The 24,589-nt window shown below is 63.0% G+C and carries 21 protein-coding genes; 17 read left to right on the forward strand and 4 right to left on the reverse strand.

Going from position 1 to position 24,589, the window contains the following annotated elements; translation table 11 throughout:
* Positions 1-768 precede the first annotated feature (768 nt).
* Positions 769-1,461: a FadR/GntR family transcriptional regulator gene (locus tag FRZ40_RS14000; protein ID WP_028371816.1), complete on the reverse strand. Its 693-nt coding sequence runs from the start codon at positions 1,459-1,461 to the stop codon at positions 769-771.
* Between the two features lie 252 nt (positions 1,462-1,713).
* On the opposite strand from FRZ40_RS14000, the gene FRZ40_RS14010 reads away from it, so the two are divergent.
* The 3 genes from FRZ40_RS14010 to FRZ40_RS14020 all read left to right on the forward strand — a co-directional run bounded on the left by FRZ40_RS14010 (position 1,714) and on the right by FRZ40_RS14020 (position 4,715).
* Positions 1,714-3,042: a C4-dicarboxylate transporter DctA gene (locus FRZ40_RS14010; protein ID WP_147234420.1), complete on the forward strand. Its 1,329-nt coding sequence runs from the start codon at positions 1,714-1,716 to the stop codon at positions 3,040-3,042.
* 119 nt (positions 3,043-3,161) lie between these two features.
* On the forward strand, positions 3,162-4,172 hold the full coding sequence (gene alc / locus FRZ40_RS14015; protein WP_147234421.1) for an allantoicase: 1,011 nt from the start codon (positions 3,162-3,164) through the stop codon (positions 4,170-4,172).
* A gap of 30 nt (positions 4,173-4,202) precedes the next feature.
* A complete protein-coding gene (locus FRZ40_RS14020; protein ID WP_147234422.1) occupies positions 4,203-4,715 on the forward strand; it encodes an ureidoglycolate lyase in 513 nt (170 codons plus the stop codon).
* 139 nt (positions 4,716-4,854) lie between these two features.
* Here the strand turns inward: FRZ40_RS14020 and fur are convergent, their stop codons facing one another.
* On the reverse strand, positions 4,855-5,283 hold the full coding sequence (gene fur, locus FRZ40_RS14025) for a ferric iron uptake transcriptional regulator (RefSeq protein WP_012401967.1): 429 nt from the start codon (positions 5,281-5,283) through the stop codon (positions 4,855-4,857).
* Positions 5,284-5,394: 111 nt separating this feature from the next.
* On the opposite strand from fur, the gene FRZ40_RS14030 reads away from it, so the two are divergent.
* The 10 genes from FRZ40_RS14030 to FRZ40_RS45960 all read left to right on the forward strand — a co-directional run bounded on the left by FRZ40_RS14030 (position 5,395) and on the right by FRZ40_RS45960 (position 16,963).
* Entirely contained in the window at positions 5,395-6,285 is an 891-nt protein-coding gene (locus tag FRZ40_RS14030; RefSeq protein WP_051446806.1) for an outer membrane protein assembly factor BamE, read from the forward strand.
* Positions 6,286-6,448: 163 nt separating this feature from the next.
* The gene (gene dapB / locus FRZ40_RS14035) at positions 6,449-7,246 is read left to right on the forward strand and encodes a 4-hydroxy-tetrahydrodipicolinate reductase (protein WP_147234423.1); all 798 of its coding nucleotides are present in this window, start codon (positions 6,449-6,451) and stop codon (positions 7,244-7,246) included.
* A gap of 59 nt (positions 7,247-7,305) precedes the next feature.
* Positions 7,306-8,043, forward strand: coding sequence for a MotA/TolQ/ExbB proton channel family protein (locus tag FRZ40_RS14040; RefSeq protein WP_147234424.1), 738 nt, complete (start codon positions 7,306-7,308; stop codon positions 8,041-8,043).
* A 33-nt stretch (positions 8,044-8,076) separates the two neighbouring features.
* On the forward strand, positions 8,077-8,550 hold the full coding sequence (locus FRZ40_RS14045) for an ExbD/TolR family protein (RefSeq protein ID WP_028371823.1): 474 nt from the start codon (positions 8,077-8,079) through the stop codon (positions 8,548-8,550).
* Between the two features lie 229 nt (positions 8,551-8,779).
* On the forward strand, positions 8,780-11,386 hold the full coding sequence (gene leuS / locus FRZ40_RS14050) for a leucine--tRNA ligase (protein ID WP_147234425.1): 2,607 nt from the start codon (positions 8,780-8,782) through the stop codon (positions 11,384-11,386).
* 42 nt (positions 11,387-11,428) lie between these two features.
* The gene (locus FRZ40_RS14055) at positions 11,429-11,980 is read left to right on the forward strand and encodes an LPS-assembly lipoprotein LptE (protein ID WP_028371825.1); all 552 of its coding nucleotides are present in this window, start codon (positions 11,429-11,431) and stop codon (positions 11,978-11,980) included.
* A gap of 42 nt (positions 11,981-12,022) precedes the next feature.
* The gene (holA, locus tag FRZ40_RS14060; RefSeq protein ID WP_147234426.1) at positions 12,023-13,168 is read left to right on the forward strand and encodes a DNA polymerase III subunit delta; all 1,146 of its coding nucleotides are present in this window, start codon (positions 12,023-12,025) and stop codon (positions 13,166-13,168) included.
* Positions 13,169-13,404: 236 nt separating this feature from the next.
* Positions 13,405-14,676 (forward strand): glutamate-5-semialdehyde dehydrogenase, encoded by a 1,272-nt coding sequence (locus FRZ40_RS14065; RefSeq protein ID WP_147234427.1) that lies wholly within the window; start codon positions 13,405-13,407, stop codon positions 14,674-14,676.
* A 34-nt stretch (positions 14,677-14,710) separates the two neighbouring features.
* A complete protein-coding gene (locus tag FRZ40_RS14070) occupies positions 14,711-15,127 on the forward strand; it encodes a CopD family protein (protein ID WP_035545259.1) in 417 nt (138 codons plus the stop codon).
* 636 nt (positions 15,128-15,763) lie between these two features.
* Positions 15,764-16,963, forward strand: a complete 1,200-nt coding sequence (locus FRZ40_RS45960; protein WP_147234428.1) for a YadA-like family protein — start codon at positions 15,764-15,766, stop codon at positions 16,961-16,963.
* 131 nt (positions 16,964-17,094) lie between these two features.
* On the opposite strand, the gene FRZ40_RS14080 is transcribed toward FRZ40_RS45960, so the two are convergent.
* A complete protein-coding gene (locus tag FRZ40_RS14080) occupies positions 17,095-17,934 on the reverse strand; it encodes a MurR/RpiR family transcriptional regulator (protein ID WP_028371829.1) in 840 nt (279 codons plus the stop codon).
* A gap of 296 nt (positions 17,935-18,230) precedes the next feature.
* Here FRZ40_RS14080 and edd point away from each other — a divergent pair, with 296 nt between their 5' ends.
* From edd to FRZ40_RS14100, 4 genes are all read left to right on the forward strand, one after another.
* Positions 18,231-20,141, forward strand: a complete 1,911-nt coding sequence (gene edd / locus FRZ40_RS14085; protein WP_147234429.1) for a phosphogluconate dehydratase — start codon at positions 18,231-18,233, stop codon at positions 20,139-20,141.
* 30 nt (positions 20,142-20,171) lie between these two features.
* Positions 20,172-20,813, forward strand: a complete 642-nt coding sequence (eda, locus tag FRZ40_RS14090) for a bifunctional 4-hydroxy-2-oxoglutarate aldolase/2-dehydro-3-deoxy-phosphogluconate aldolase (protein ID WP_028371831.1) — start codon at positions 20,172-20,174, stop codon at positions 20,811-20,813.
* A 257-nt stretch (positions 20,814-21,070) separates the two neighbouring features.
* Complete coding sequence (locus tag FRZ40_RS14095; RefSeq protein WP_028371832.1) at positions 21,071-22,432, forward strand: GntP family permease; 1,362 nt, start codon at positions 21,071-21,073, stop codon at positions 22,430-22,432.
* Between the two features lie 10 nt (positions 22,433-22,442).
* Entirely contained in the window at positions 22,443-22,937 is a 495-nt protein-coding gene (locus tag FRZ40_RS14100; protein WP_147234430.1) for a gluconokinase, read from the forward strand.
* Positions 22,938-23,136: 199 nt separating this feature from the next.
* Here FRZ40_RS14100 and purB read toward each other — a convergent pair whose 3' ends face one another.
* On the reverse strand, positions 23,137-24,525 hold the full coding sequence (gene purB, locus FRZ40_RS14105) for an adenylosuccinate lyase (protein WP_028371834.1): 1,389 nt from the start codon (positions 24,523-24,525) through the stop codon (positions 23,137-23,139).
* Positions 24,526-24,589 lie beyond the last annotated feature (64 nt).

Genomic DNA, 24,589 nt, shown 5'->3' on the forward strand with positions numbered 1-24,589 from the left:
CCTTTTTTTATTGCTGGCATCCGCGATTTCATATCGGTGCTTCTTGCGTTGCCCCTGTGCGGGGCGGCACCTACTTTTCTTTGCAGCGGCAAAGAAAAGTAGGCAAAAGAAAGCCGCTCACACCGCCAATCCTTCTCCCTGCCTGCGGGCCCCCGGCGGGTCCCGCACTCCACGCGGCATCGAGCTACTTAATGCCCGTTGCCAGCGCCCTCAGATTCGCATCCCCCACTTCACACTCCGGCGTCACGGACTGCGTTAGCAGAAGTCCCCGGCCGCCCAGGTGGCAAACTGTGTGTAGGCTGTCGCGATGGAAGTGCGCCACTCCGGACTGAAAAGCGGGATCGGTGTCGTAGGAGCACCAACGCGTAAGGTGCGACAAGCTACACACAGTTTGCCACCTGGGCGGCGCAGACGGATCGCTGCCGCTGGCTGCGCAACGGGTGAATGGAGCGGGTGATGCGCCCGTTAAAGGCGTTGGCAACACACATGAAATAGCGCGTGCCGTCTGGAGTGCGGGACCGGTTGGGGGCCGCAGGCAACAACTAGTATTGGCGGTGTTAGCCCGCTTTCTTTGCTTACTTTCTTTGCGGCGGCAAAGAAAGTAAGTGCCGCCCCGCACAGGGGCAACGCTTGCAGCACCGATACGAAACCGCGGATGCCAGCGAAACCCAAAAAGCACCGATACCAAATCGCGGAAGCCAGCGCAGCAAAAAGCAAAAAGCAAAAAACAAAAAACAAATAATGGCGACTGCGTCGCAGACAAACAACTCACACTTGCGGCGTAGGAAAATAAACCCCAGCCCGCTGCGCAGCATTAGCGATGTGCTTCTCGATAGCGAGCCCGGCGGCGTGGGGATCACGCGCCTTGAGCGCATCAAGAATCGCCCGATGCTCATGATAGGTAGACAGCACGAGTTCACGCCGATAAAACGGCATCCGCTGACTCTCCTTCATGATGTCAGCGCTGCTGCGAAGAATGGACTCGATGGCAGCATTGCCAGCAATCCCCACGATACGCATATGAAAGTCGAAATCGAGCTGCGCGGCATCGTCGAGATCACCGTTCACAAGCGCCGCCTGCAAAGCAGTAATATTTTCCTCGAACCACGCAACGTCGTCGTCGCCGATAGCCAGCGCAGCCATCCTCGCGACAAACCCTTCCAAAGCAAACCGCATCTGATACGTATCCGGCAACGACGACTGATCGGCGAACCGCCACGGATGTGCCGACGATGCCTTCGCCGACTGCACATACACGCCCTTCCCAGGGCGAATTGTCAGCATGCCGAGCGCTTCGAGAGTCGATAGCGCCTCACGCAGCGACGCCCGGCTGATGTCCAGTTCCTCCGACAATTGCCGCTGCGCCGGCAACAAACTCCCGACAGGATAAGCACCGCCTTCGATCCTCTCGCGAATCGTCGCGATGGCAGCGTCGGTGACGGTGTGCGGCACGTTTTTCATGATGGCGGCGGCGGTTCAGGGCGGTCTGACCAGTATTCTAGAACGGCTTCGCACTCAACGTGCAAACCGTCTCCAGACCGCAAGTTCCGCGCGAGAAATCCGGTCAGACCAGACCGGGTAAACACTCCCCCTTCAAAACTTGACCTCACTATATCGGCTTCCTACTATTCGCCATAACAGCACTGGTCAGACCGGTATGAATGGAGGCCTGATAATCGTGCTGCTGACCCAATTCGTGACCGGGAGAAAGCCGTGTTGAAGTTTTTCAATTCGCTGTTTGGCCGGGTGGTGATCGCTCTTGTGGCGGGCATCGTGATCGGCGCGCTGTTTCCGCATTTCGCACAGTCGCTGCGTCCGTTGGGCGACGGCTTTCTCAAGCTGATCAAGATGGTGATCGGGCCGATCGTGTTCTGCGTCGTCGTCAGCGGCATGGCGCATGCGGGCGATCTGAAGAAAGTGGGGCGCGTCGGCCTGAAAGCCGTCGTCTACTTCGAGATCATGACGACGATCGCGCTCGTGATCGGCGCGGTGCTCGCGTACGTGACGCGCCCCGGCGTCGGCATGAACATCGATCTGCATTCGCTCGATCCCGCGTCGCTCTCCTCGTACACCGAGCACGCGAAGAGCCTCAAGGACACGGCCGGCTTCCTGCTGAAGATCATTCCCGAGACTGCGTTCGATGCCTTCGCGAAGGGCGACATCCTCCAGATTCTCGTGTTCTCCGTGCTCGTCGGCTCGGCGCTGTCGCTGCTCGGGCCGCGCGTGCAGCGCGTCAACGGCCTGATCGACGAACTCGCGCAAGTGTTCTTCCGCGTGATGAGCTTCATCATCAAACTCGCGCCGCTCGGCGTGCTGGGCGCGATCGCGTTCACGACGGGCACGTATGGTGTCGCGTCGCTCAAGCAGCTCGGCATGCTCGTCGTCGTATTCTACGCGAGCTGCATCGTGTTCGTCGCCGTCGTGCTGGGCGTCGTGATGCGTCTGGCGGGCTTCAGCGTGTTCAAGCTGATCCGCTATCTGCGCGAAGAACTGTCGATCGTGCTCGGCACCGCTTCGTCGGACGCCGTGCTGCCGCAGATCATGCGCAAACTCGAATGGATGGGCGTGAAGGATTCGACCGTCGGTCTCGTGATTCCGACCGGCTACTCGTTCAATCTGGACGGTTTCTCGATCTATCTCACGCTCGCCGTGATCTTCATCGCACAGGCCACGAACACGCCGCTGTCGATGCACGATCTGATCGTCGTCGTGCTCGTGTCGCTGATTACGTCGAAGGGCGCGCACGGCATTCCCGGCTCGGCGATCGTGATTCTCGCCGCGACGCTTTCCGCGATTCCGGCGATCCCCGTGCTCGGCCTCGTGCTGATCCTGCCCGTCGACTGGTTCGTCGGCATCGCCCGCGCGCTGACCAATCTGATCGGCAACTGCGTAGCGACGGTCGTCGTCGCCGTGTGGGAGAACGACATCGACAAGGCGCGCGCCCGCCGCGTGCTGAATCTCGACAGCGACTTCCGCTTCGTGCCCGCCAGCACCGATCTCGACGGCGAGACGGGCCACGCGAACCCGGCGCACGCTGTCTGACCACGCTTTCCCGCCATCTGACCGACCACTCGTGGCAATGCGGCGGACCGAAACGGTCCGCCGCCTATTCGAGCAAAGCTCACCTCAATCGCACCTCTCGACCGAAAACTGAACCGATCATGGCTAATCCGATTCTCGATCCGAACGCACCCGCCTTCACGCGCCGCTACATGAATCTCGCCGACCCGCGCCTCGGCGCCAAGGCGCTCTTCGCCAGCGACGAATTCTTCGCGCCGAAGGAGCGGATGCTCGACCCGCAGCCGGCCGTGTTCATCCCCGGCAAGTACGACGACCACGGCAAGTGGATGGACGGCTGGGAAACGCGCCGCAAGCGCACGACGGGCCACGACTACTGCGTCGTGCGGCTCGCGCGGCCGGGCGTCGTGCATGGCGTCGATCTCGATACGAGCCACTTCACGGGCAACTTCCCGCCGGCGGCCTCGATCGAAGCCTGCTATTCGGCCGACGACGTTCCCGCCGACAACGCCGACTGGCAAGCCATCGTCCCCGCAACCACGCTGCAGGGCAATCAGCACCACTACGTCGAAGTGCATGACGCGCGTGCATTCACGCATCTGCGCGTGAACCTGTATCCGGACGGCGGACTCGCACGGCTGCGCGTATACGGACAACCGAAGCGCGACTGGGAGCGCGCCGAGCGCGGCAGCCTGATCGATCTTGCGGCTGTCGAAAACGGCGCGTATCTGGTTGCGGCGAACAACCAGCATTTCGGGCCGGCATCGCAGATGCTGATGCCGGGACGCGGCGTGAACATGGGCGACGGCTGGGAAACGCGGCGCCGCCGCGAGCCGGGCAACGACTGGGCGATCGTCGCGCTTGCGCGGCCGGGCGTGATCCGCAAGGTCGAAGTCGACACGGCGCATTTCAAGGGCAATTTCCCGGATCGCTGCTCGCTGCAGGCGGCGTCCGTCACAGGCGGCACCGACGATTCGCTCGTCACGCAGGCGATGTTCTGGCCTGTGCTGCTGCCCGAACAGAAGCTGCAGATGGACAGCGTCCACACCTTCGCCGCGGAACTCGCCGCGCTTGGCCCCGTGACGCACGTACGCTTCAACATCTACCCGGACGGCGGCGTGTCGCGGCTGCGTCTGTGGGGCGAGCCCGAGTAACGCGTACTGCAAGGATCGACGGAGAAGGTCATGAACACACTGCGCATCGAGCGCCTGACCCGCGAAGCGTTCGTCCCGTTCGGCGACGTGATCGAACTGGACGGCGCGCGCCATTACCCGATCAACGAAGGCACGACCGAGCGTTTCCACGATCTCGCGCGAGTGGACGTGACGACGCGAGACGGCCGTCCGCTGATCAATGTGTTTCGCGCGCAGCCGCGTGCATGGCCGATCGAGATCGCGATGATGGAGCGGCATCCGCTCGGCAGCCAGGCATTCGTGCCGCTGTCGAGTGCGCCGTATCTGATCGTCGTCGCGCCCGCCGGCGAACTCGATCCGACGAAGCTCAGAGCTTTCTCGACGCACGGCTGGCAAGGCGTCAATTACGCGAAAGGCGTCTGGCATCATCCGCTGCTGGCGCTCGGGCGCGTGAGCGATTTCGTGGTGATCGATCGCGGCGGGGAAGGGCCGAATTGCGACGAAGCGCCGTTGCCGCAGCCGTGGCGGCTGGAGCGTGAATCGTTCGAAATGCTTGCCGATTGATGGCCGATTGAGGGCCGCTTTTTGGCCGCTTGCTGGCCGGGTTGCGGTCGCGGTAAGCGCCGGAAAGCAAAAGGCCCGGCCGATGGAAACGGCCGGGCCTTTCTGCGTCTTACCGGCTAAAGTGCGCCGGACGCGTGCGTCAGTGCTTGCGATGCGGGCACTTGTCCTTGGTGCACGCGCCATACAGCGCGAGCGCGTGTTCCTGCAGCTTGAAGCCGCGTTCCTTCGCGATCGCCTGCTGGCGATTCTCGATCTCGGGGTCGAAAAATTCTTCGACGAGACCGCAATCGATACACACCAGATGGTCGTGGTGTGTCCCTTCGTTCAGCTCAAAAACGGCTTTACCCGACTCGAAGTTGCTGCGCGACAGCAGACCTGCCTGCTCGAACTGCGTGAGCACGCGATACACCGTGGCGAGCCCGATATCCAGTTCTTCATGCAGCAGGTTGCGGTAGACATCTTCGGCGGTCAGATGGCGCACCGGGCTGTGCTGAAAGATCTCCAGAATCTTGAGGCGCGGTAGGGTCGCCTTGAGCCCGATATTTTTCAGATCGGTTGGATTGGTCATGGCAAGGGATCCCTAGAGTACAATGCGGGGTTCTAATGGTAATGTGAATTGCTGTTCAGGTCATCTTACACGGAAACACGCGCGGCTCGGGAAGCCCGCACGGTGAGGGAAATGATTCCAAAAGCTCTATTGATCAACCGGGGGAGCCGCGTGCGGCGTACCTTGATCGTCGCTGCGGCCGTGGCCGTACTTGCTGGATGTTCCACGTATGACAGCCTGACTCAGCGTGTTGCCCAAAGCATCACGCCATATCGCATTACTGTGGTTCAAGGCAATTTCGTGTCGAGCGAAATGGCCGCGCAGATGCAGGTCGGCATGTCGCGGGCGCAGGTCAGACAGGTACTCGGCACGCCGCTTCTCACGGACATGTTCCACGCGGACCGCTGGGACTACGTGTTCTATTTCAAGCGCGGCTCGACGTCGATCGTCCAGCAGCGGGACTTCATCGTGAATTTCACTGGCGATCGCGTCGCGAGTTGGTCGGGCGGCGAAGATCTGCCGTCCAACCTCGAACTGCTCGCCGATATCGACGGCGACCGCACCGGCAAGAAAAAGGCCGTAGCGCCCGTGGTCGCGAGCGCGGGTAGCGCAGCGAGCGCGCCTGCTGCGGCCGCTGCGGCACCTGCCGTCTCGCCCGACACGGTCCGCTCGGCGACGTCCGAAGCCGCCCAGGCAGGCAATCTGCCCGCCGTCGATCCGAACGCGCAGGCCGCGCAAGCCGCGAACCGCCTGACCAACGCCGTGCAGGCACCCGCGCGGGGCGCGACGCCGTCGGTGCGTGCGAACACGCCGCCGTCGAACGGTGGCGTGCCGCAGAACGCGACGGAGCCGGGCCAGCCGCAGTTCCGCTTCACGCGTCCGCCGCCCCCGCAGATGCAGGGCGTACCGAGCGACAACCCGGTCGGCCCGACCGGCCCGGAAAGCAACAACGGCCAGTCGAAAGACGCGCCCGCCAAATCGTCGCAATCTTCCGTACAAACGGGCACGGGAACGGGCGGCTGATTCCGTTGTCCGTAACATGATGGGCGGGTGAATCCGTCGCCTGCCCATCATGTGTCTTGCCCGGCGCGCTGCCGCCGCAAGACGCCGCCCGTTTCGTTTCTTTTGTCGCCAGGCCGCGCGCTAACCATCAGCGCATCGCACAGGCGCTGTTTCTGGACTACCCATGAAAATTGCCATCGCCGGCGCATCGGGCCGCATGGGCCGGATGCTCATCGAAACCGTTCTCAACGATCCTGAAATCAAGCTGTCGGGTGCGCTCGATCGCGCAGGCGCGCCGCTACTCGGCCAGGACGCGGGCGCGTTTCTGGGCAAGCAGACGGGCGTGCTGCTGTCGGACGATATCGACGCCGTGCTCGCGCAATCCGACTACCTGATCGACTTCACGCGCCCCGAGGGCACGCTCGCGCACATCGAAGCCGCGCTGCGCACGAACACGAAGCTCGTGATCGGCACGACGGGTTTCGACGACGCGCAGAAGGCGCAGATCCGCGCGGCGTCGGAGAAAATCGGCATCGTGTTCGCGTCGAATTTTAGCGTCGGCGTGAACGTCACGATGAAGCTGCTCGAATTTGCCGCGCGCCATTTCTCGCAGGGCTACGACATTGAAATCATCGAGGCGCATCACCGTCATAAGGTCGACGCGCCGTCGGGCACCGCGCTGACGATGGGCGAAGTGATCGCCGGCGCGCTCGGCCGCAAGCTCGAAGATTGCGCCGTCTACGCGCGCGAAGGCGTGACGGGCGAGCGCGATCCGTCCACGATCGGCTTTTCGGCGATTCGCGGCGGCGATATCGTCGGCGATCACACGGTGCTGTTCGCGGGTATCGGCGAGCGCATCGAAATCACGCACAAATCGGCGAGCCGTCTGTCGTACGCGCAAGGCGCGGTGCGCGCGGTGCGCTTTCTCGAAGGCCACGCAAACGGCCTGTTCGACATGCAGGACGTGCTCGGCTTGCGCTAAGCCCTGCATCAGCCTTTCACTTGCCGGGGCGCAACGGCCCTGGCAACCGGCGAGCTCCGATGGCAAACACCGGCATCATCCACTATCTGCAAACCAGCGACGCCATCACGCATGGCGTCGCCTATGTGCTGCTGGCGATGTCGGTTGCGAGCTGGTGTTTCCTGATCGTCAAAAGCTGGATGCTGAGCCGCGCGAAGCGGCAAGGGCCGCGCGCAGTCGCGCGGTTCTGGCAGGCGCCGACGCTGTCCGAAGGCGTGACCACTTTAAGACTCGCGGACCGCGAGCATATCTTTTCACCGCTTGCTGAGGCGGCGCTGCAGGCGTCGGAAGTCGAAACGCCGGGCGCGCTGCTCGCGCGCGTCGAACGCAGCGAACGCGTGCTGCGGGCGCTGCGCCAGGCGCTGCACCGCTCGCAGCGCAGACTGGAGTTCGGGCAGGTGCTGCTCGCGTCGGTGGGCAGCACGGCGCCGTTCGTCGGGCTGCTCGGCACCGTGTGGGGCATCTATCACGCCCTCGGCAGCATCGCGCAGAGCGGGCAGGCCATGATCGAAAACGTCGCGGGGCCCGTCGGCGAGGCGCTCATCATGACGGCGTTCGGCCTCGTCGTCGCGATTCCCGCCGTGCTCGCCTATAACGTGCTGGGGCGGATGGTGCGGCAGGTGTCGGAGGAACTCGACGGCTTTGCGCATGACCTGCACGCCTGCGTCTGCGCGCCCGCCGACGAAACACACGGCGCCACACGCGGCGATCTGCGCGACGCGCAAGGCGCACGGTCGCCCGCGCGGACGCAGGCGTAAGCGCACATCACGGGCGAGAGCGAGGCACGGCACATGGCATTCGGCGGACTCGACAGACACAAGACGGCCGCGCCGATGGCGGACATCAACATGACGCCGCTGATCGACGTGATGCTCGTGTTGCTCGTCATTTTCATCATCACGGCGCCGCTCTTCACGCACGCGATCCGGCTCGATCTGCCGCGCGTCGCGGCCGCCGAGTCGCGCGAGACACCGCAGACCATCACGCTGTCGATCGACGCGGCAGGCAAGCTCTACTGGAACGACAAGCCCATCACGCTCGAGCAGATGCGCGCGCAGTTCAACGACGCGGGCAAACTGAAGGAACAGCCGGAAATCCATCTGCGCGCCGAGCGCTCGACGCGCTACGAAGTCATCGCGCAGGTGATGGGCGCGGCGCAACAAGCGGGGCTGGAGCGCATCGGCTTCGTGACGGAACCGCCGTCGGGCGAGGCCAAAGCGGGTAGTCCGGCAGTGACGCCGGCCGCCGCGTCTTCCTCGCAATAAGGCGCCGCGCGACACGTCCAAAATCGCGCGATCGCGCCCGATTGGTGCGTATTTGCCGCGCAAAACGCAGTGTCTCCACTCAATCGCGCGCGGCGTGAACCCGGCCGAACGGTATAATCAGCCCTTTCCCCTTGACGAAAGGGGAATCGACGAGACTTTCATCACGCAGAGCACCCCGCCGGTGCCGAAGCAACTGAACAGCGGCACCGAACAGCGATCCCATCACACCATGCACGAAAAATACGTTCCCTCCGACGTCGAATCCGCCGCGCAAGGACAATGGCGCGCCACCGACGCGTACAAAACGACGGAAAAGGCCGACAAGCCGAAGTTCTATTGCGTTTCGATGCTGCCGTATCCGTCGGGCAAGCTGCACATGGGGCACGTACGCAATTACACGATCAATGATGTGATGTACCGCTATCTGCGGATGAACGGCTACAACACGCTGATGCCGATGGGCTGGGACGCGTTCGGCATGCCCGCCGAAAACGCCGCGATGGCCAATGGCGTGCCGCCCGCGAAGTGGACGTACGACAACATCGCGTACATGAAGAAGCAGATGCAGTCGATGGGTCTTGCCATCGACTGGTCGCGCGAAGTCGCCACCTGCAGCCCCGACTACTACAAGTGGAACCAGTGGATCTTCCTGAAGATGCTGGAAAAGGGCATCGCGTACAAGAAGACGGGCACCGTGAACTGGGACCCCGTCGATCAAACCGTGCTCGCGAACGAGCAGGTGATCGACGGCCGCGGCTGGCGTTCGGGCGCGCTCGTCGAGAAGCGCGAAATCCCGATGTACTACATGCGCATCACGCAGTACGCGGATGAACTGCTGAACGACCTCGACGGCCTCGGCTGGCCCGAGCGCGTGAAGGTCATGCAGCAGAACTGGATCGGCAAGAGCTTCGGCGTGAACTTCGGCTTCCCGTACGAACTGGATGGCGAGCAGAAACTGCTGCGCGTGTTCACGACGCGCGCCGACACGATCATGGGCGTGACCTTCTGCGCGGTCGCCGCCGAACACCCGCTCGCCACGCGCCTCGCGCAAGGCAAGCCGGAACTGCAGGCGTTCATCGAAGAATGCAAGCAGGGCGGTGTCGCCGAAGCCGACATGGCGACGATGGAAAAGAAGGGCATGGCCACGGGCTTTTTCGTCACGCATCCGCTGACGCAGGAAAAGGTCGAGGTGTGGGTCGGCAACTACGTGCTGATGAGCTACGGCGAAGGCGCCGTGATGGGCGTGCCCGCGCACGACGAGCGCGACTTCGCGTTCGTGAAGAAGTACGGCATTCCCGTCAAGCAGGTGGTCGCGGTCGAAGGCGAGCCGTTCTCGACGGACGCATGGCAGGAATCGTACGGCGACAAGGAAAACGGCGTCCTCATCAACAGCGGCAAGTACGACGGCCTCAATTACGGCGACGCCGTCGACGCGATCGCGGCTGATCTGAAGACGCTCGGCCTCGGCGACAAACAGGTTACGTGGCGTCTGCGCGACTGGGGCATCTCGCGTCAGCGCTACTGGGGCACGCCGATCCCGATCATCCACTGCCCGTCGTGCGGCGACGTGCCCGTGCCCGAGAAGGATCTGCCCGTCGTGCTGCCGGAAGACCTCGTGCCGGACGGCACGGGCAATCCGCTTGCGAAGTCCGAAGCGTTCGTGAACTGCACGTGTCCGACGTGCGGCGCGGCCGCGAAGCGCGAAACCGACACGATGGACACGTTCGTCGATTCGTCCTGGTACTTCTATCGCTACGCGGCACCCGACGCGAAGACGATGGTCGACGAGCGCACTGATTACTGGATGCCGATGGATCAGTACATCGGCGGCATCGAGCACGCCATTCTTCACCTGCTGTACTCGCGTTTCTGGGCGAAGGTCTGCCGCGATCTGGGCATCGTGAAGTTCGGCGAGCCGGCCAGGAACCTGCTGACGCAGGGCATGGTGCTCAACGAAACCTACTACCGCGAAAACGACGCGGGCAAGAAGACCTGGTACAACCCGGCCGACGTCACCGTCACGCACGACGACAAGGGCCGCCCGGTCGGTGCGACGCTGAACGCCGACGGCCAGCCCGTGGTGCTCGGCGGCGTCGAGAAGATGTCGAAGTCGAAGAACAACGGCGTCGACCCGCAGGTGCTGATCGACCAGTACGGCGCCGACACCGCGCGTCTCTTCACGATGTTCGCCGCGCCGCCGGAACAGCAGCTCGAGTGGTCGGGCGCGGGCGTCGAAGGCGCGAGCCGCTTCCTGCGCCGCGTGTGGACGTTCGGTCAGGCGAACGAAGCAGCGCTCTCCGAACGCGCTGCGTTCGAGGCCGCGAAGCTCGCCGATACGGACAAGACGCTGCGCCGCGAGATCTATAGCGTGCTGAAACAGGCGGACTTCGACTATCAGCGTCTGCAGTACAACACGGTCGTGTCGGCGGCGATGAAGATGCTGAATGCGATCGAAAGCGCCCGCGGCGCCCAGCCCGGCGCAAGCGCCGCCGTGCTGCGCGAAACGTACGGCGTGCTGCTGCGCGTGCTGTACCCGGTCGTGCCGCACGTCACCTTCCAGTTGTGGCGCGAACTCGGCTACGAAGGCGAGTTCGGCAATCTGCTCGACGCGCCGTGGCCGAAGGTCGACGAAAAGGCGCTCGAGCAAAGCGAGATCGAACTCGTGCTGCAGGTGAACGGCAAGGTGCGCGGCGCCGTGACGGTCGCGAAGGACGCGTCGAAGGAATCGATCGAAGCCGCAGCGCTCGCGCACGAAATGTTCGCGAAGTTCAGCGAAGGCAAGCCGGCGAAGAAGGTCATCGTCGTGCCGGGCCGCCTCGTGAACGTCGTTGTCTGACGGCCGCGCCGATCTAGCCTTAACTGCGAACCAGGAGCTCATGTGACTCGCAGATCGTTTTTGACTCTGGCGTGCAGCGCGGCGCTGCTGTCCGCGTGCGGCTTCCAGCTGCGCGGACAGCAGGACTACGCGTTCAAGCGCCTCGCCATCTCGGGCGCGGCGGCGCCCGTCGCCGCGCGCCTGACGCGCATGGTACAGGGCGGCAGCGACACGGTGATCGTGACTTCGCCCGTCAATGCCGACGCGATCCTGTCGATCAGCGAATCGCGCGGCTTCGCTACGCTGACGCTGAATTCCCTCGGCGTGGTGGAAGAGTACGCGCTGAACTACTCGCTGAACTACACGCTGCGGGGCGCGGACGGCACCTTGCTGATTCCGCCCAGCTCGATCGCGCTGAACCGCGCGATGACCTACAGCGATCAGTTCTCGCAGGCGAAATCTTCCGAAGCGGACATCCTCTACGCCGACATGCAGAACGACGCCGTCGATCAGCTGATGCGCCGTCTTGCCGTCGTGCGTTCGCTGCATCCGGCGCCGGGCCAGGAAGTGCCAGGCATTTCGCCGCGCGCGCCGCTGCCGCCGCCGCCGCTCTGATTCATCGCTTGACTCCGCTTTCACTCTCGAACATCCGTCGCCATGCAACTGCGTCTTGACGCGCTCGAAGCGCATCTCGCGAAAGGTCTTGCCGGTCTGTACGTTGTGTACGGCGACGAGCATCTGCTCGCGCAGGAAGCGTGCGACCGCATCCGCGCGGCGGCGCGCGCGGGCGGCTTCACGGATCGCACGGTGTTCACGGTGGAGCGCGGCTTCGACTGGAGTTCGCTGCTCGGCGCGAGCCAGTCGATGTCGCTGTTCGGCGACCGCCAACTGGTCGAATTGCGCATTCCGACGGGCAAGCCCGGCAAGGAAGGCGCCGATGCATTGAAGACGCTCGCGGCAGCCGCGAATCCCGACGTGCTGACGCTCGTCACGCTGCCGCGCCTCGACGCGGCGACGCAAAAGGCCGCGTGGTTCACGGGGCTCGCCGACGCCGGCGTCGCGCTGAAAATCGATCCCGTCGAGCGCGCGCAATTGCCGAACTGGGTCGGACAGCGTCTCGCGCAGCAGGGCCAGCGCGTCGCGGCGGGCGAAGAAGGCAGGCGCGCGTTGCAGTTCATTGCGGAGCGGGTCGAAGGCAATCTGCTCGCCGCGCATCAGGAAATCCAGAAACTCGGGCTGCTGTATCCGTCGGGTGCGCTGACGTTCGAACAGGTTCACGACGCCGTGCTGAACGTCGCGCGCTACGACGTGTTCAAGCTCAACGAAGCGATGCTCGCGGGCGACGTCGGCCGTCTGTCGCGGATGATCGATGGTCTGAAGGGTGAAGGCGAAGCCGCGGTGCTCGTGCTGTGGGCCGTCGTCGAAGAGATTCGCACGCTGTTGCGCATCAAGCGCGGCGTCGAAGCGGGCAAGCCGCTCGCGATGCTGCTGCGCGAAAACCGCGTGTGGGGGCCGCGCGAGCGGCTCGTCGGACCGGCGTTGTCGCGCGTGACGGAAGCGTCGCTGGAAAAGGCGCTCGCGCTCGCGGCGAAGCTCGACCGGCAGGTGAAGGGTTTGTCAGGCGGCACGCCGGGCAATCATCGCAACGACCCGCCGCCCGACGCGTGGGCGGGGCTCTTCGAACTCGCGATGGCCGTGGCGGGCGCTTCCGCTTCGCAGGCGCACGCCGCGCCGACGCGGCCCGCTCCGGGCCGGCCGGCGCCACCACCGGCGCGACGGGCGCCACTGCGCCGACCGTCGTAGGCTGTCGCACGCCTGAAGGGTTCTTCGCTGCTACCCGCGTCGTTACCGGCGGCGAAGCGTAGTGAGAACCCGTCACACAGGCCGCGCGGCAGCCTTTCCCAGCCCGTGACACGGCGCCGCTGCGCCGAGCAGACTACTGTCACACGTCATACAATCGGCGGATCGTTCCGCTCTCAGAAATTGTCAGCCGCACTTCAGATACAACTGAAGCATCGAGCGGCACAACGGGAATCATCATGGATATCGACCAGTACATGACCGACCTTGGCCGCCGCGCGCGTCACGCATCGCGTGCGATGGCGCGGGCGTCGACGGCGGCGAAGAATGCCGCGCTCGAAGCTGTTGCCGCCGCGATCGAGCGCGAGACGGCCACGCTGAAAGAAGCGAACGCGCGCGACCTGGCTCGGGCGAAGGACAAAGGCCACGACGCGGCCTTCATCGACCGTCTGACGTTGTCCGACAAGGCGCTGAAGACGATGGTCGAAGGTTTGCGGCAGGTGGCCGCGCTGCCCGATCCGATCGGCGAGATCAGCAACCTGAAGTACCGGCCGAGCGGCATTCAGGTCGGCCAGATGCGCGTGCCGCTCGGCGTGATCGGCATCATCTACGAATCGCGTCCGAACGTGACGATCGACGCGGCCGCGTTGTGCCTGAAATCCGGCAACGCGACGATTCTGCGCGGCGGCTCCGAGGCGCTCGAGTGCAATACGGCGCTGGCCAAGCTGATCGGCGAAGGGCTGAAAAAGGCCGGTTTGCCGCAGGAAGCGGTGCAAGTGGTCGAAACGTCGGATCGCGCGGCCGTCGGCAAGCTGATCACGATGACCGAGTACGTCGACGTGATCGTGCCGCGTGGCGGCAAGAGCCTGATCGCGCGGCTGATCGAAGAAGGCCGCGTGCCGATGATCAAGCATCTCGACGGCATCTGCCATGTGTATGTCGACGATCGCGCGGACATCGCCAAGGCGCTGAATGTTTGCGACAACGCGAAGACACATCGCTACGGCACTTGCAACACGATGGAGACGCTGCTCGTCGCACGCGGTATTGCGGCCGACGTGCTGCCCGCGCTCGGCAAGCTGTATCGCGAGAAGGAAGTGGAGCTGCGGGTCGATCCGGCGGCGCGCAAGGTGCTCGCGGATGCGGGCGTCGGGCCGCTGGTCGATGCAACGGAAGAAGACTGGCGCACCGAATACCTGGCCCCCGTGCTGGCGATCAAGGTGGTGGACGGTATCGATCAGGCCGTCGAGCACATCAACGAATACGGCTCGCAGCACACGGATGCGATCGTCACGGAAGACCACGATCGCGCGATGCGTTTTCTGCGCGAAGTCGATTCCGCGAGCGTGATGGTGAACGCATCGACGCGTTTCGCCGATGGTTTCGAGTTTGGCCTCGGCGCGGAAATCGGTATTTCGAACGACAAACTGCACGCGCGCGGGCCGGTCGGGCTGGAAGGGCTGACGTCGCTGAAGTATGTCGTGCTGGGGCACGGCGAGGGGCGTCAGTAGTCTTAAGAACCTAAAACGGAGAACAAGATTGCAGATGCTGTGGGTCAAGACGTTTCACATCGTTCTGGTCGCGTCGTGGTTTGCGGGCCTGTTCTATCTGCCGCGCATCTTCGTCAATCTCGCGATGGAGACCGATCCGAACGCCGTCAAGCGTCTTCTTCTGATGGCGCGCAAGCTGTTTCGCTTCATGACGTTCATCGCGGTGCCGGCGCTGGCTTGTGGGCTGTGGTTGTGGCTTGCGGTTGGGATCGGCAGCGGGCAGGGGTGGATTCATGCGAAGGTTGGTGTTGTTGTGTTGCTTGTCCTCTATCACGCGTATTGCGGGGTGCTGTTGCGGACCTTCGAGCGCGGGTTGAATCAACGCTCTCACAAGTGGTATCGGATGTTCAATGAACTGCCTGTTTTGGGGATGCTCGCGGCAGTGGCGCTGGTGGTGATCAAGCCGTTTTGAGTTGGTTTTTGCGTCGATGACGCGGTAGTTTTGGTTTTGGAAAGGCCCGGTTTGCTGAATTGGCAGATCGGGCTTTTTTGTTTTTGGAATGGGCATTCACGTGTCCAGAGGTCTTCTGCGATGCGCAGTACGTGTCAATCACGGCGATCGCGACCGCAAATTCTTCATACCATTTATCGCGACGCGTTTTCCTCCGCTCTTCGTCAACTTGCAGCGCTGATTCGTCAACCTCGCTGTGTCTTCGGGGCGCGCCCCTCTCCTTCCTCGGTTTGTTTGGCCTGAGCGGAAGCTCATTCGAACTTCTCCGTCATGCATCGTGCGCACTGCCCACGGCCGATTCTCAGATTTTCTCGCTTTGAGGTGAAGAAAGGATGAGAGATTAGGACTCGTCCGATGTAGATATGTCGCTCATCGCAATAAATTCAAGATGATCGTTGGAGTGAGTAAGAGTGTTTGCGCGGGTTGATCTCAAAAAGACCTGCAATCCTCGTCTCTGATCGCGTTTGACCGAGTAATCGACCGGAACCGCATTCAAGACCCCCTCCCTCCAGACGCATTGCCGTCTTTGTCGAGGTTAATCGCCCGACTAAAGCCGCGTTCGATTATTCGTGAATATCAGTTAATTTAGGATTGCAGATGAACAAGACATATCGTTCCGTGTGGAATGAGTCGACTGGGACCTGGGTTGCGGCGCAGGAGAATGCGCGGGGACGCGGGAAGAAGAGTGTTCGAGCAGTGGTGGCGATCGCTGCTGCGGGGGCCGGTGTACTCGTCTCAGTGGCGGCCCATGCCGGAGCACTCGACGGTGGCAATAATTCGGGCGTGAGCACCGCGGTGGCTTATGGCCCGAGCGCCCTTGCGACTGGCAACTACTCTGTTGCTGTCGGAGACCAGGCGACTGCATCTAGTTCCTACGCGATCGCTATGGGACTCTATAGCAATGCCGCCAATAACGGGGCGATCGCGATCGGTTATGAGAGCACAGCTACAGGGCAGCTCTCAACGGCCATTGGTCAGCAATCTAGCGCGACGGCATTGTGGAGCACAGCGCTTGGTACTTACACCACTGCCAGCGGTTCAATGTCTACCGCCGTCGGTAATGGGGCGATTGCAAGCGCACAGAGCACCAGCGCGCTTGGCGATTCCGCTACAGCATCAGGATCCTATGCAAGCGCGTTGGGCGCCTATTCTACAGCGACGACATCCAACTCGGTCGCGCTGGGCTATAAGTCGGTCGCGAATTCGGCAACGTTGAGCACGGCCGGCTACAACCCCGGCAGCGGCACGCTGTCGGCGGCCACGGCTGCGGGTGAAGTGTCGGTGGGCGCAGCGGGTAGCGAGCGCCGCATCACGAACGTCGCAGCGGGCCTGAACGGCACGGATGCGGTGAACGTGAGCCAGTTGCAATCGGAAGACGCAGAAGTTAACCAGCAAGGCACGACGACGGCTGCTGCACTTGGCGGCGGCGCGGCCTACAACTCGACGACGGGCGTGGTTAGCGCACCGAGTTATGCGCTCACGAACGCCAACGCGATCGACGGCACGACTGCCAAGAAGTACACCGACCAGCAGATCAACATGGTCCAGCAGGGCGTGAACAGCGTGGCGCGCAACGCCTACTCGGGTATCGCGGCGGCCACCGCGCTGACGATGATCCCCGATGTCGATCAGGGCAAGACGATCGCGGTCGGCATCGGCAGCGGTTCGTACCACGGCTATCAGGCCGCCGCGCTGGGTGCCTCGGCACGCATCACGGAGAACATCAAGGTCAAGATGGGCGCCGGTATCAGCGGGCAGGGCACGACGGTTGGCGTAGGTGCGTCGTACCAATGGTAAGCATCAGCTAAGCGCAAGGGCGGCGCAGTCAGGCCGCCTGAGCGCAGGTTTCATCAGCAGTACGCTGTAAAAGCGAAATGGGCTCCTCCGGGAGCCCATTTTGCGTTTATGCGCCGGTACCGCGCAGATCGCTATGTCGCCACTCTGCGCTGCGTAATCAGATCCTTCGCGCCTGCCAGCTTCTCCGCCAGTTCGGGCCCGCGTTGCAGCGCGACGCCCACAGCCAGGATATCGCCGATCGCGAGATGCGAGGTGCGCGAGGTCATCGGCGAAAAAATGTCCGTGTCTTCGTCGACGTTGGCGAACAGCCCAATCGACGCGATCCGCGCCAGCGGCGAATTCCCATGCGTTACGGCAATCACCTTCGCGCCCGCGGCAAGCGCGGATTTCGCAGCGTCGATGATGTCGCGCGTGCGGCCCGTGTTCGAAATCGCCACGACGACATCGCCTTCGCCGAGCAGCGCCGCCGACATCAGGAATGTATGCGGATCGGAATACGCGACGCTCGGCATGCCGAGCCGGAAGAACTTGTGCTGCATGTCGAGCGCGGCGATGCCCGAGCCGCCTGCGCCGTAGAACTCGATGCGTTTTGCGTGCGCGAGCAGCTGGATCGCGGCCGCGACGCTATCGGACGACAGATTATTGCGCACCTGGATCAGCGCGCCGATGGTCCGGTCGAGCACTTTCGCCGCGACGCCCGGCGCGGGCTCGTCGGGCCGCACGTCGCGGTAAACGGCGGGCACCTCCGTTGCTATGCCTTGCGCCAGACGGATCTTGAATTCGCGGAAGCCGGAAAAGCCGAGTGCATGACAGAAACGCGCGATGGTCGGCTGGCTGACGCCCGCGCGCGCGGCTACCTCCGTCATCGACAGATCGAGCACCTCGCGCGGCGCCTCCATCACGTAGTCGGCGAGCTTGCGTTCGGAAGGGCGCATCTGATCGCGCATCGCTTCCACCTGGGACAGCATCATCGGGAATCTCGCACTATGCTGAAGAATGCGTGGACTATAGCTGATAGACGAATCAAGTACAAAAACTACATATGTGCTGTAGGTGATTACCCTGATGATCCGCGTCCAGTCGCTGAAAGCACCAATGCACAACGGTCCTGCATATATTCAGGCGATCTGTCGATTCAGCAACTGCCACATTGTGCGCATGTAGTTTTTCTACTAATATCCCGGTTGCCGGCTCTCCATGCCGTTCCCCGCGATACCAATCTGGCGCAACGCGCGCATCAGCGCGAGCCAGCGACGAAGGAGCATCGATGGTTTCCCCGCATTCGCAACTGATGAAAGTCACGAAGCGCGTGATCGAGCGCAGCAAGCCGACGCGCGAAGCGTACCTGGCGCGCATCGACCAGGCGCAGGGCAAGTTCCCGGCGCGCGGCGCGCTGTCCTGCGCGAACCTCGCGCATGGCTTCGCCGGCCTCGAAGGCAATGACAAGCTCGTCATCAAGCAGATCCGGCAGCCGAATATCGGCATCGTCTCGTCGTACAACGAGATGCTCTCGGCGCACGCGCCGTACAAGGATTTCCCCGAGATCATCAAGGCCGCCGCGCGTGAGAACGGCGGCGTCGCGCAGTTCGCGGGCGGCGTTCCCGCGATGTGCGACGGCATCACGCAGGGCAACGCGGGCATGGAGCTGTCGCTGTTCTCGCGCGAAGTGATCGCGATGAGCACGGCCGTCGCGCTCACGCACAACATGTTCGACGCGGCGCTGTGCCTCGGCGTGTGCGACAAGATCGTGCCGGGCCTGTTGATCGGCGCGCTGCAGTTCGGCCATCTGCCGACCATTTTCGTGCCCGCCGGTCCGATGACGAGCGGCATCTCGAACGACGCCAAGGCGAAGGTGCGCCAGGAATTCGCGACGGGCCAATGCAATCGCGACGCGCTGCTCGAATCCGAAGCGGCCGCGTATCACGGCCACGGCACCTGCACGTTCTACGGCACGGCCAACAGCAACCAGATGCTGATGGAAATCATGGGCCTGCATCTGCCGGGCTCGGCGTTCGTGCATCCGCATACGCCGCTGCGCGACGCGCTCACCGCGCAGGCCGCGCGCCGCGTGCTCGACCTCACGGTCGAGCGCGGCAACTATATGCCGATCGGCCATGTGATCGACGAAAAGGCGATCGTCAATGGGATCGTCGGACTGCTGGCGACGGGCGGCTCGACCAACCACACGCTGCACCTCGTGGCGATTGCGCGCGCGGCGGGCATCATCATCGACTGGGACGATTTCGACACGCTGTCGGCATCCGTGCCGCTGCTCGCGAAGGTCTATCCGAACGGCAAGGCCGACGTGAACCATTTCCACGCAGCGGGCGGCATGGCGTTCCTGACGCGCAACCTGCTCGAAGGCGGCCTGCTGCACGACGACGTCAACACGGTCGCGGGCAAGGGCCTGGCGCATTACACGGAAGAGCCGAAGCTGCTCGACGGCAAGCTGACGTGGGTGCCGGGCGTCGACGAAAGCCAGGACGCCGCCGTGCTGCGCCGTTTCGACGAACCGTTCCAGCCGGACGGCGGTCTGCGTCTGATGCAAGGCAAGCTTGGCCGCGGCGTCATCAAGATTTCGGCGGTTGCGCAGCAGCATCGGACGGTGAAGGCGCCTGCCATCGTGTTTGATTCGCAGGAAGCCGTGCAGGAAGCATTCGATAACGGCGAGCTGAAGCGCGATTTCATCGCAGTCGTGCGTTTCCAGGGCGCGCGGGCAAACGGCATGCCCGAACTGCATCGTTTGACGCCGCTGCTCGGCGTGCTGCAGGATCAGGGTTTCCATGTCGCGCTCGTCACGGACGGCCGTATGTCCGGTGCATCGGGCAAGGTGCCCGCCGTGATTCACGTGTCGCCGGAAGCGCTGCTGCAGGGTCCGCTCGGCAAGGTGCGCACGGGTGACATGCTGGTGATCGATGCGGAAGCGGGCCTGCTCGATATCGAAATCGACGCCGCCGAATGGGCTGCGCGTCCGATTGCCGTGTCGCAGCATCAGGCGGAAAACGAAGTCGGCTTTGGCCGCGAGCTGTTCGGCGTGTTCCGTGCAGCGGCGGCGCCGGCGGAGCTGGGCGCGTCGGTGTTCGGGCCGCTCGTCGGCGAAGCGCCGCACGCCGGGCAGCCAGCGCCTCAATCGGCAAGCGCCGCGGCGAGCGAAGCCACTCACGCAATGCAGAAATAAGTGCAGAAATAAGCGATAAGGAGTTTGAAGATGACGTCGAAAACAGTTAGCGAAATCGTGCGCCTTGGACCGGTGATTCCCGTCCTCGCTTTCGATACCGTCGAACAGGGCGAACACGTCTCGCGCGCGCTGCACGCAGGCGGCGTGAAGGTGCTGGAAATCACGCTGCGCACGCCGGCTGGCATCGAGGCGATCAGGCGCGCGAGCCAGCTTGCCGAGGACATCGTCGTCGGTGTCGGCACGATCACGAAGCCCGAGCATTGCGAGCAGGCGAAGAAGGCGGGCGCGCAGTTCGGCGTGTCGCCCGGTCTGACGAAGGACATGCACAAGGCCGCGCAGGACGCCGGTCTGCCGCTGCTGCCCGGTGTGATGACGCCGACCGACATCATCGTCGCGCTCGAACTCGGCTACGAAATCGTCAAGTTCTTCCCGGCGCAGCAGGCGGGCGGCGTGCCGATGCTGCAGGCGTTCTACGGCCCGTTCCCGGCGCTCAAGTTCTGCCCGACGGGCGGCATCACGGCGGAAAGCGCGCCGAACTTCCTCGCGCAGCCGAACGTGGTGTGCGTCGGCGGCTCGTGGCTCACGCCGAAGGCTGCGCTGGCCGCGCAAAACTGGGACGAAGTTACGCGTCTCGCGCGTGCTGCCAGCGAACTGGCTCCGCCGGCTCATTGACGCACAGCATCGCGTTTTGACGCAGCGCGCAACGGGATCTTGCGAACCTCGCCGTTCTAGCTCTAAAGGGCTGCAGCGGCGAGGTTTTTTATTTTTACGCGGGTTTATTCCCTGCGCGACCTACGTTAACAAACAGTAAAATTCAGCGTCCGCGAAAGCGCCCGTTTTCGCGGCGCTTTTAGCATCCGGAAGCGGGCGAGGTGCAGCAGCACTTTGCAATTCCAACGAACAAACCAACAAAGCAAAGGAGGAGCTTCATGGAAGCTGTCCACGGCAGCATGCTGCTGATCTACGCCGTGATAGCCATTGCGGTGCTGATCCTGATGATCACGCGCTTCAAGGTCTATCCGTTCCTGGTCCTCATCATCGTTTCTTTGCTGCTGGGTCTTGCCGTCGGCATGCCGGCGGGCACGATCGTGAAGTCGTTCGAAACGGGCAACGGCAATACGCTGGGCCATATCGCCATCGTCGTCGGCCTCGGCACGATGCTCGGCAAGATGATGGCCGAATCGGGGGGCGCCGAACGCGTCGCCACGACACTGATCAAGTGGTTTGGCGAGAAGAACATTCACTGGGCGATGATGGTCGTCGCGATCATCGTCGGCTTGCCGGTGTTCTTCGAAGTCGGCTTCGTGCTGCTGATCCCCATCGCGTTCAACGTCGCGAAGCGCACGGGCAAATCGCTGCTGCTGATCGGTTTGCCGATGGTCGCGGGTCTGTCCGTCGTGCATGGCCTGATTCCGCCGCACCCGGCGGCGCTGCTCGCGGTGCAGGCGTATCACGCGGATATCGGCCGCACGATTGCGTACGGTCTGATCGTCGGTGTGCCGACGGCGATCGTCGCCGGTCCGCTGTTCGCGCTGCTGATCCACCGTCATATCAAGCTCGCGGCGAACAATCCGCTCGCCGCGCAGTTCATCGATGCCGAAGAGCGCGACACGAAGCGCGAACTGCCGGGCTTCGGCATCACGCTGTTCACGATCCTGCTGCCCGTGATCCTGATGCTGGTTGGCAGCTGGGCCGATCTGGTGTTCGCGCCGAAGACAATGGCGAACGATCTGCTGAAGTTCATCGGCACGTCCGACGTCGCGCTGCTGATCGCCGTGCTCGTCAGCTTCTGGACGTTCGGTGCGCAACGCGGCTTCAACCGCGAGCAGATCCAGAAGTTCTGCGGCGACTGTCTGGCGCCGATCGCGGGCATTACGCTGATCGTCGGTGCGGGCGGCGGTTTTGGCCGCGTGCTGATGGATAGCGGCATTTCGAAGGAAATCGTTGCGACGGCGACGGCTGCGCATCTGTCGCCGCTGCTGTTCGGCTGGTTCGTGGCGGCGCTGATCCGTCTCGCGACGGGTTCGGCGACGGTTGCGATGACGACGGCCTGCGGCATCGTCGCGCCGGTGGCGGCGGCGAGCGGCGTGCAGGTGAAGCCGGAGCTGCTGGTGCTGGCGACGGGTTCGGGCTCGCTGATTTTTTCGCACGTCAACGACGGCGGTTTTTGGCTCATCAAGGAGTACTTCGGCATGACGGTCGGGCAGACGTTCAAGACGTGGTCGCTCTGCGAAACGATCATTTCGCTGATGGGCCTCGGTTTGACCTTCGCTTTGGCGGCGGTCCTGTAAGGAGTTTCAAATGATTTTGATCGCGATGGGCGTGTCGGGCGCCGGCAAAACCCGCATTGGCGAATTGCTGGCGGAGCGGCTCAAGTGCACCTTCACCGACGGCGACGCATTTCACAGCGCCGCCAACAAGGAGAAGATGCACAACGGCATTCCGTTGACGGACGACGACCGTTGGCCGTGGCTCAGAGCGATCCGTGCGGCGATCGAGGAAAAGCAGCGTGCGGGCGAGACGGCCGTGTTCACTTGCTCGTCGTTGAAGCGTTCTTATCGCGATGTGTTGCGCGATGGGGATCGCGATGTGTGCTTTGTTTATCTGAAGGGCACGCGAGAGGTTTTGCAGCAGCGGCTGCAGACGCGGACCGGGCACTTCTTCGATCCGTCTTTGTTGCAGAGTCAGCTTGATACTTTGGAGGAGCCTGGTGAGGATGAGGCTATCACCGTGAGTATCGAGCTGACGCCCGAGCAAATCGTAGACGAGGCGCTTGCCAAGATTGAAGTGCGGTAGAGGTTGCTTTTTTTGTCTGCGACGCTAGTCGCCATTCTTTGCTTTTTTTTGCTGCGCTGGCATCCGCGGTTTGGCTTTCGCTGGCATCCGCGAATTCGTATCCGTGCTTCAGGCGTTGCCCCGCACAGGGGCAACGCGTGAAGCACAGATGAAAAAAACGCGGACGCCAGCGACAAAAAACCCGTCGCAGACAAAAGAATCATTTAATCCGCTTAGCCAGCTCGGCAGCCATGCCGACATAAGACCCTGGCGTCATCGCCAGAAGACGCGCCTTGGCGTCAGCAGGAATAGCAAGCCCGTTGACAAAAGTCTGCAGAGCCTCCCGCGTGATGCCCTTGCCACGCGTCAATTCCTTGAGTTGCTCATAAGGATTCTCGATCCCGTACCGACGCATGACGGTCTGCACAGGCTCTGCCAGCACTTCCCACGTCGCATCGAGATCATCATTCAACCGCTGGGGGTTGACTTCAAGCTTATCGAGCCCGCGATTCAACGCGTCATACGCGAGCAACGAATACCCAAACGCAACACCAATATTCCGCAACACAGTCGAATCGGTGAGATCACGCTGCCAGCGCGAAACGGGCAGCTTGTCTGCCAGATGCCGCAGCGTCGCATTGGCGAGACCCAGATTGCCTTCCGAGTTTTCGAAGTCGATCGGATTGACCTTGTGCGGCATCGTCGACGAACCGATTTCGCCCGCCTTCGTCCTCTGCTTGAAGTACCCCAGCGAGATATAACCCCACACGTCACGATCGAGGTCGAGCAGGATCGTGTTCGCGCGCGAGATCGCATCGAACAGCTCGGCCATGTAGTCGTGCGGCTCGATCTGGATCGTGTACGGGTTGAATGTGAGCTTCAAACGCTGCTCGACCACTTCCTTCGAAAACGCTTCCCAGTCGAACTCGGGATACGCCGACAGATGCGCGTTGAAGTTGCCGACGGCGCCGTTCATCTTGCCGAGCAGCTCGACCTTCGCAATCCGGTCGATCGCGCGCGACAGACGCGCCGCGACATTCGCGATTTCCTTGCCAAGCGTCGTCGGGCTGGCGGGCTGGCCGTGCGTGCGCGACAGCATCGGCTGATCGGCCTGTGCATGTGCAATCGCGACGAGGCGCTGATGCACCGCGCGCAGCGCGGGCAGGATCACGTGTTCGCGTGCGCCCGCAAGCATCAGACCGTGCGACGTGTTGTTGATGTCTTCCGACGTGCACGCGAAGTGAATGAACTCGCTCGCACGTTCCAGTTCCGGCTGGCCCTTCACCGATTCCTTCAGCCAGTATTCGACAGCCTTCACGTCGTGATTCGTCACGCGCTCGATGTCCTTGATGCGCGCGGCGTCATGCGCGGTGAAGCGCTCGGCGAGCTGCAGCAGGAATTGCTCCGAGGCCTCCGAGAAGCGCGGCACTTCGGCGAAACCGGCGTGCGACAACGCAATCAGCCAGTGGATTTCGACCGTCACGCGATGGCGCATGAACGCGGCTTCCGAGAGCCAGTCGCGCAGGGCTTCGGTTTTCGATGCGTAACGGCCGTCGAGCGGGGAGAGGGCGGTCAGCGCGAAGAGGGTGTCGGGGCGGGTGTCGGACATGATGGGACGCGGGCAGGAACGGTGAAAAAACGGTTGCCAGATAGCAGCGGGGAGAACCGCGAAT

This window comes from Paraburkholderia azotifigens, from assembly GCF_007995085.1.
Lineage (GTDB): Bacteria > Pseudomonadota > Gammaproteobacteria > Burkholderiales > Burkholderiaceae > Paraburkholderia > Paraburkholderia azotifigens.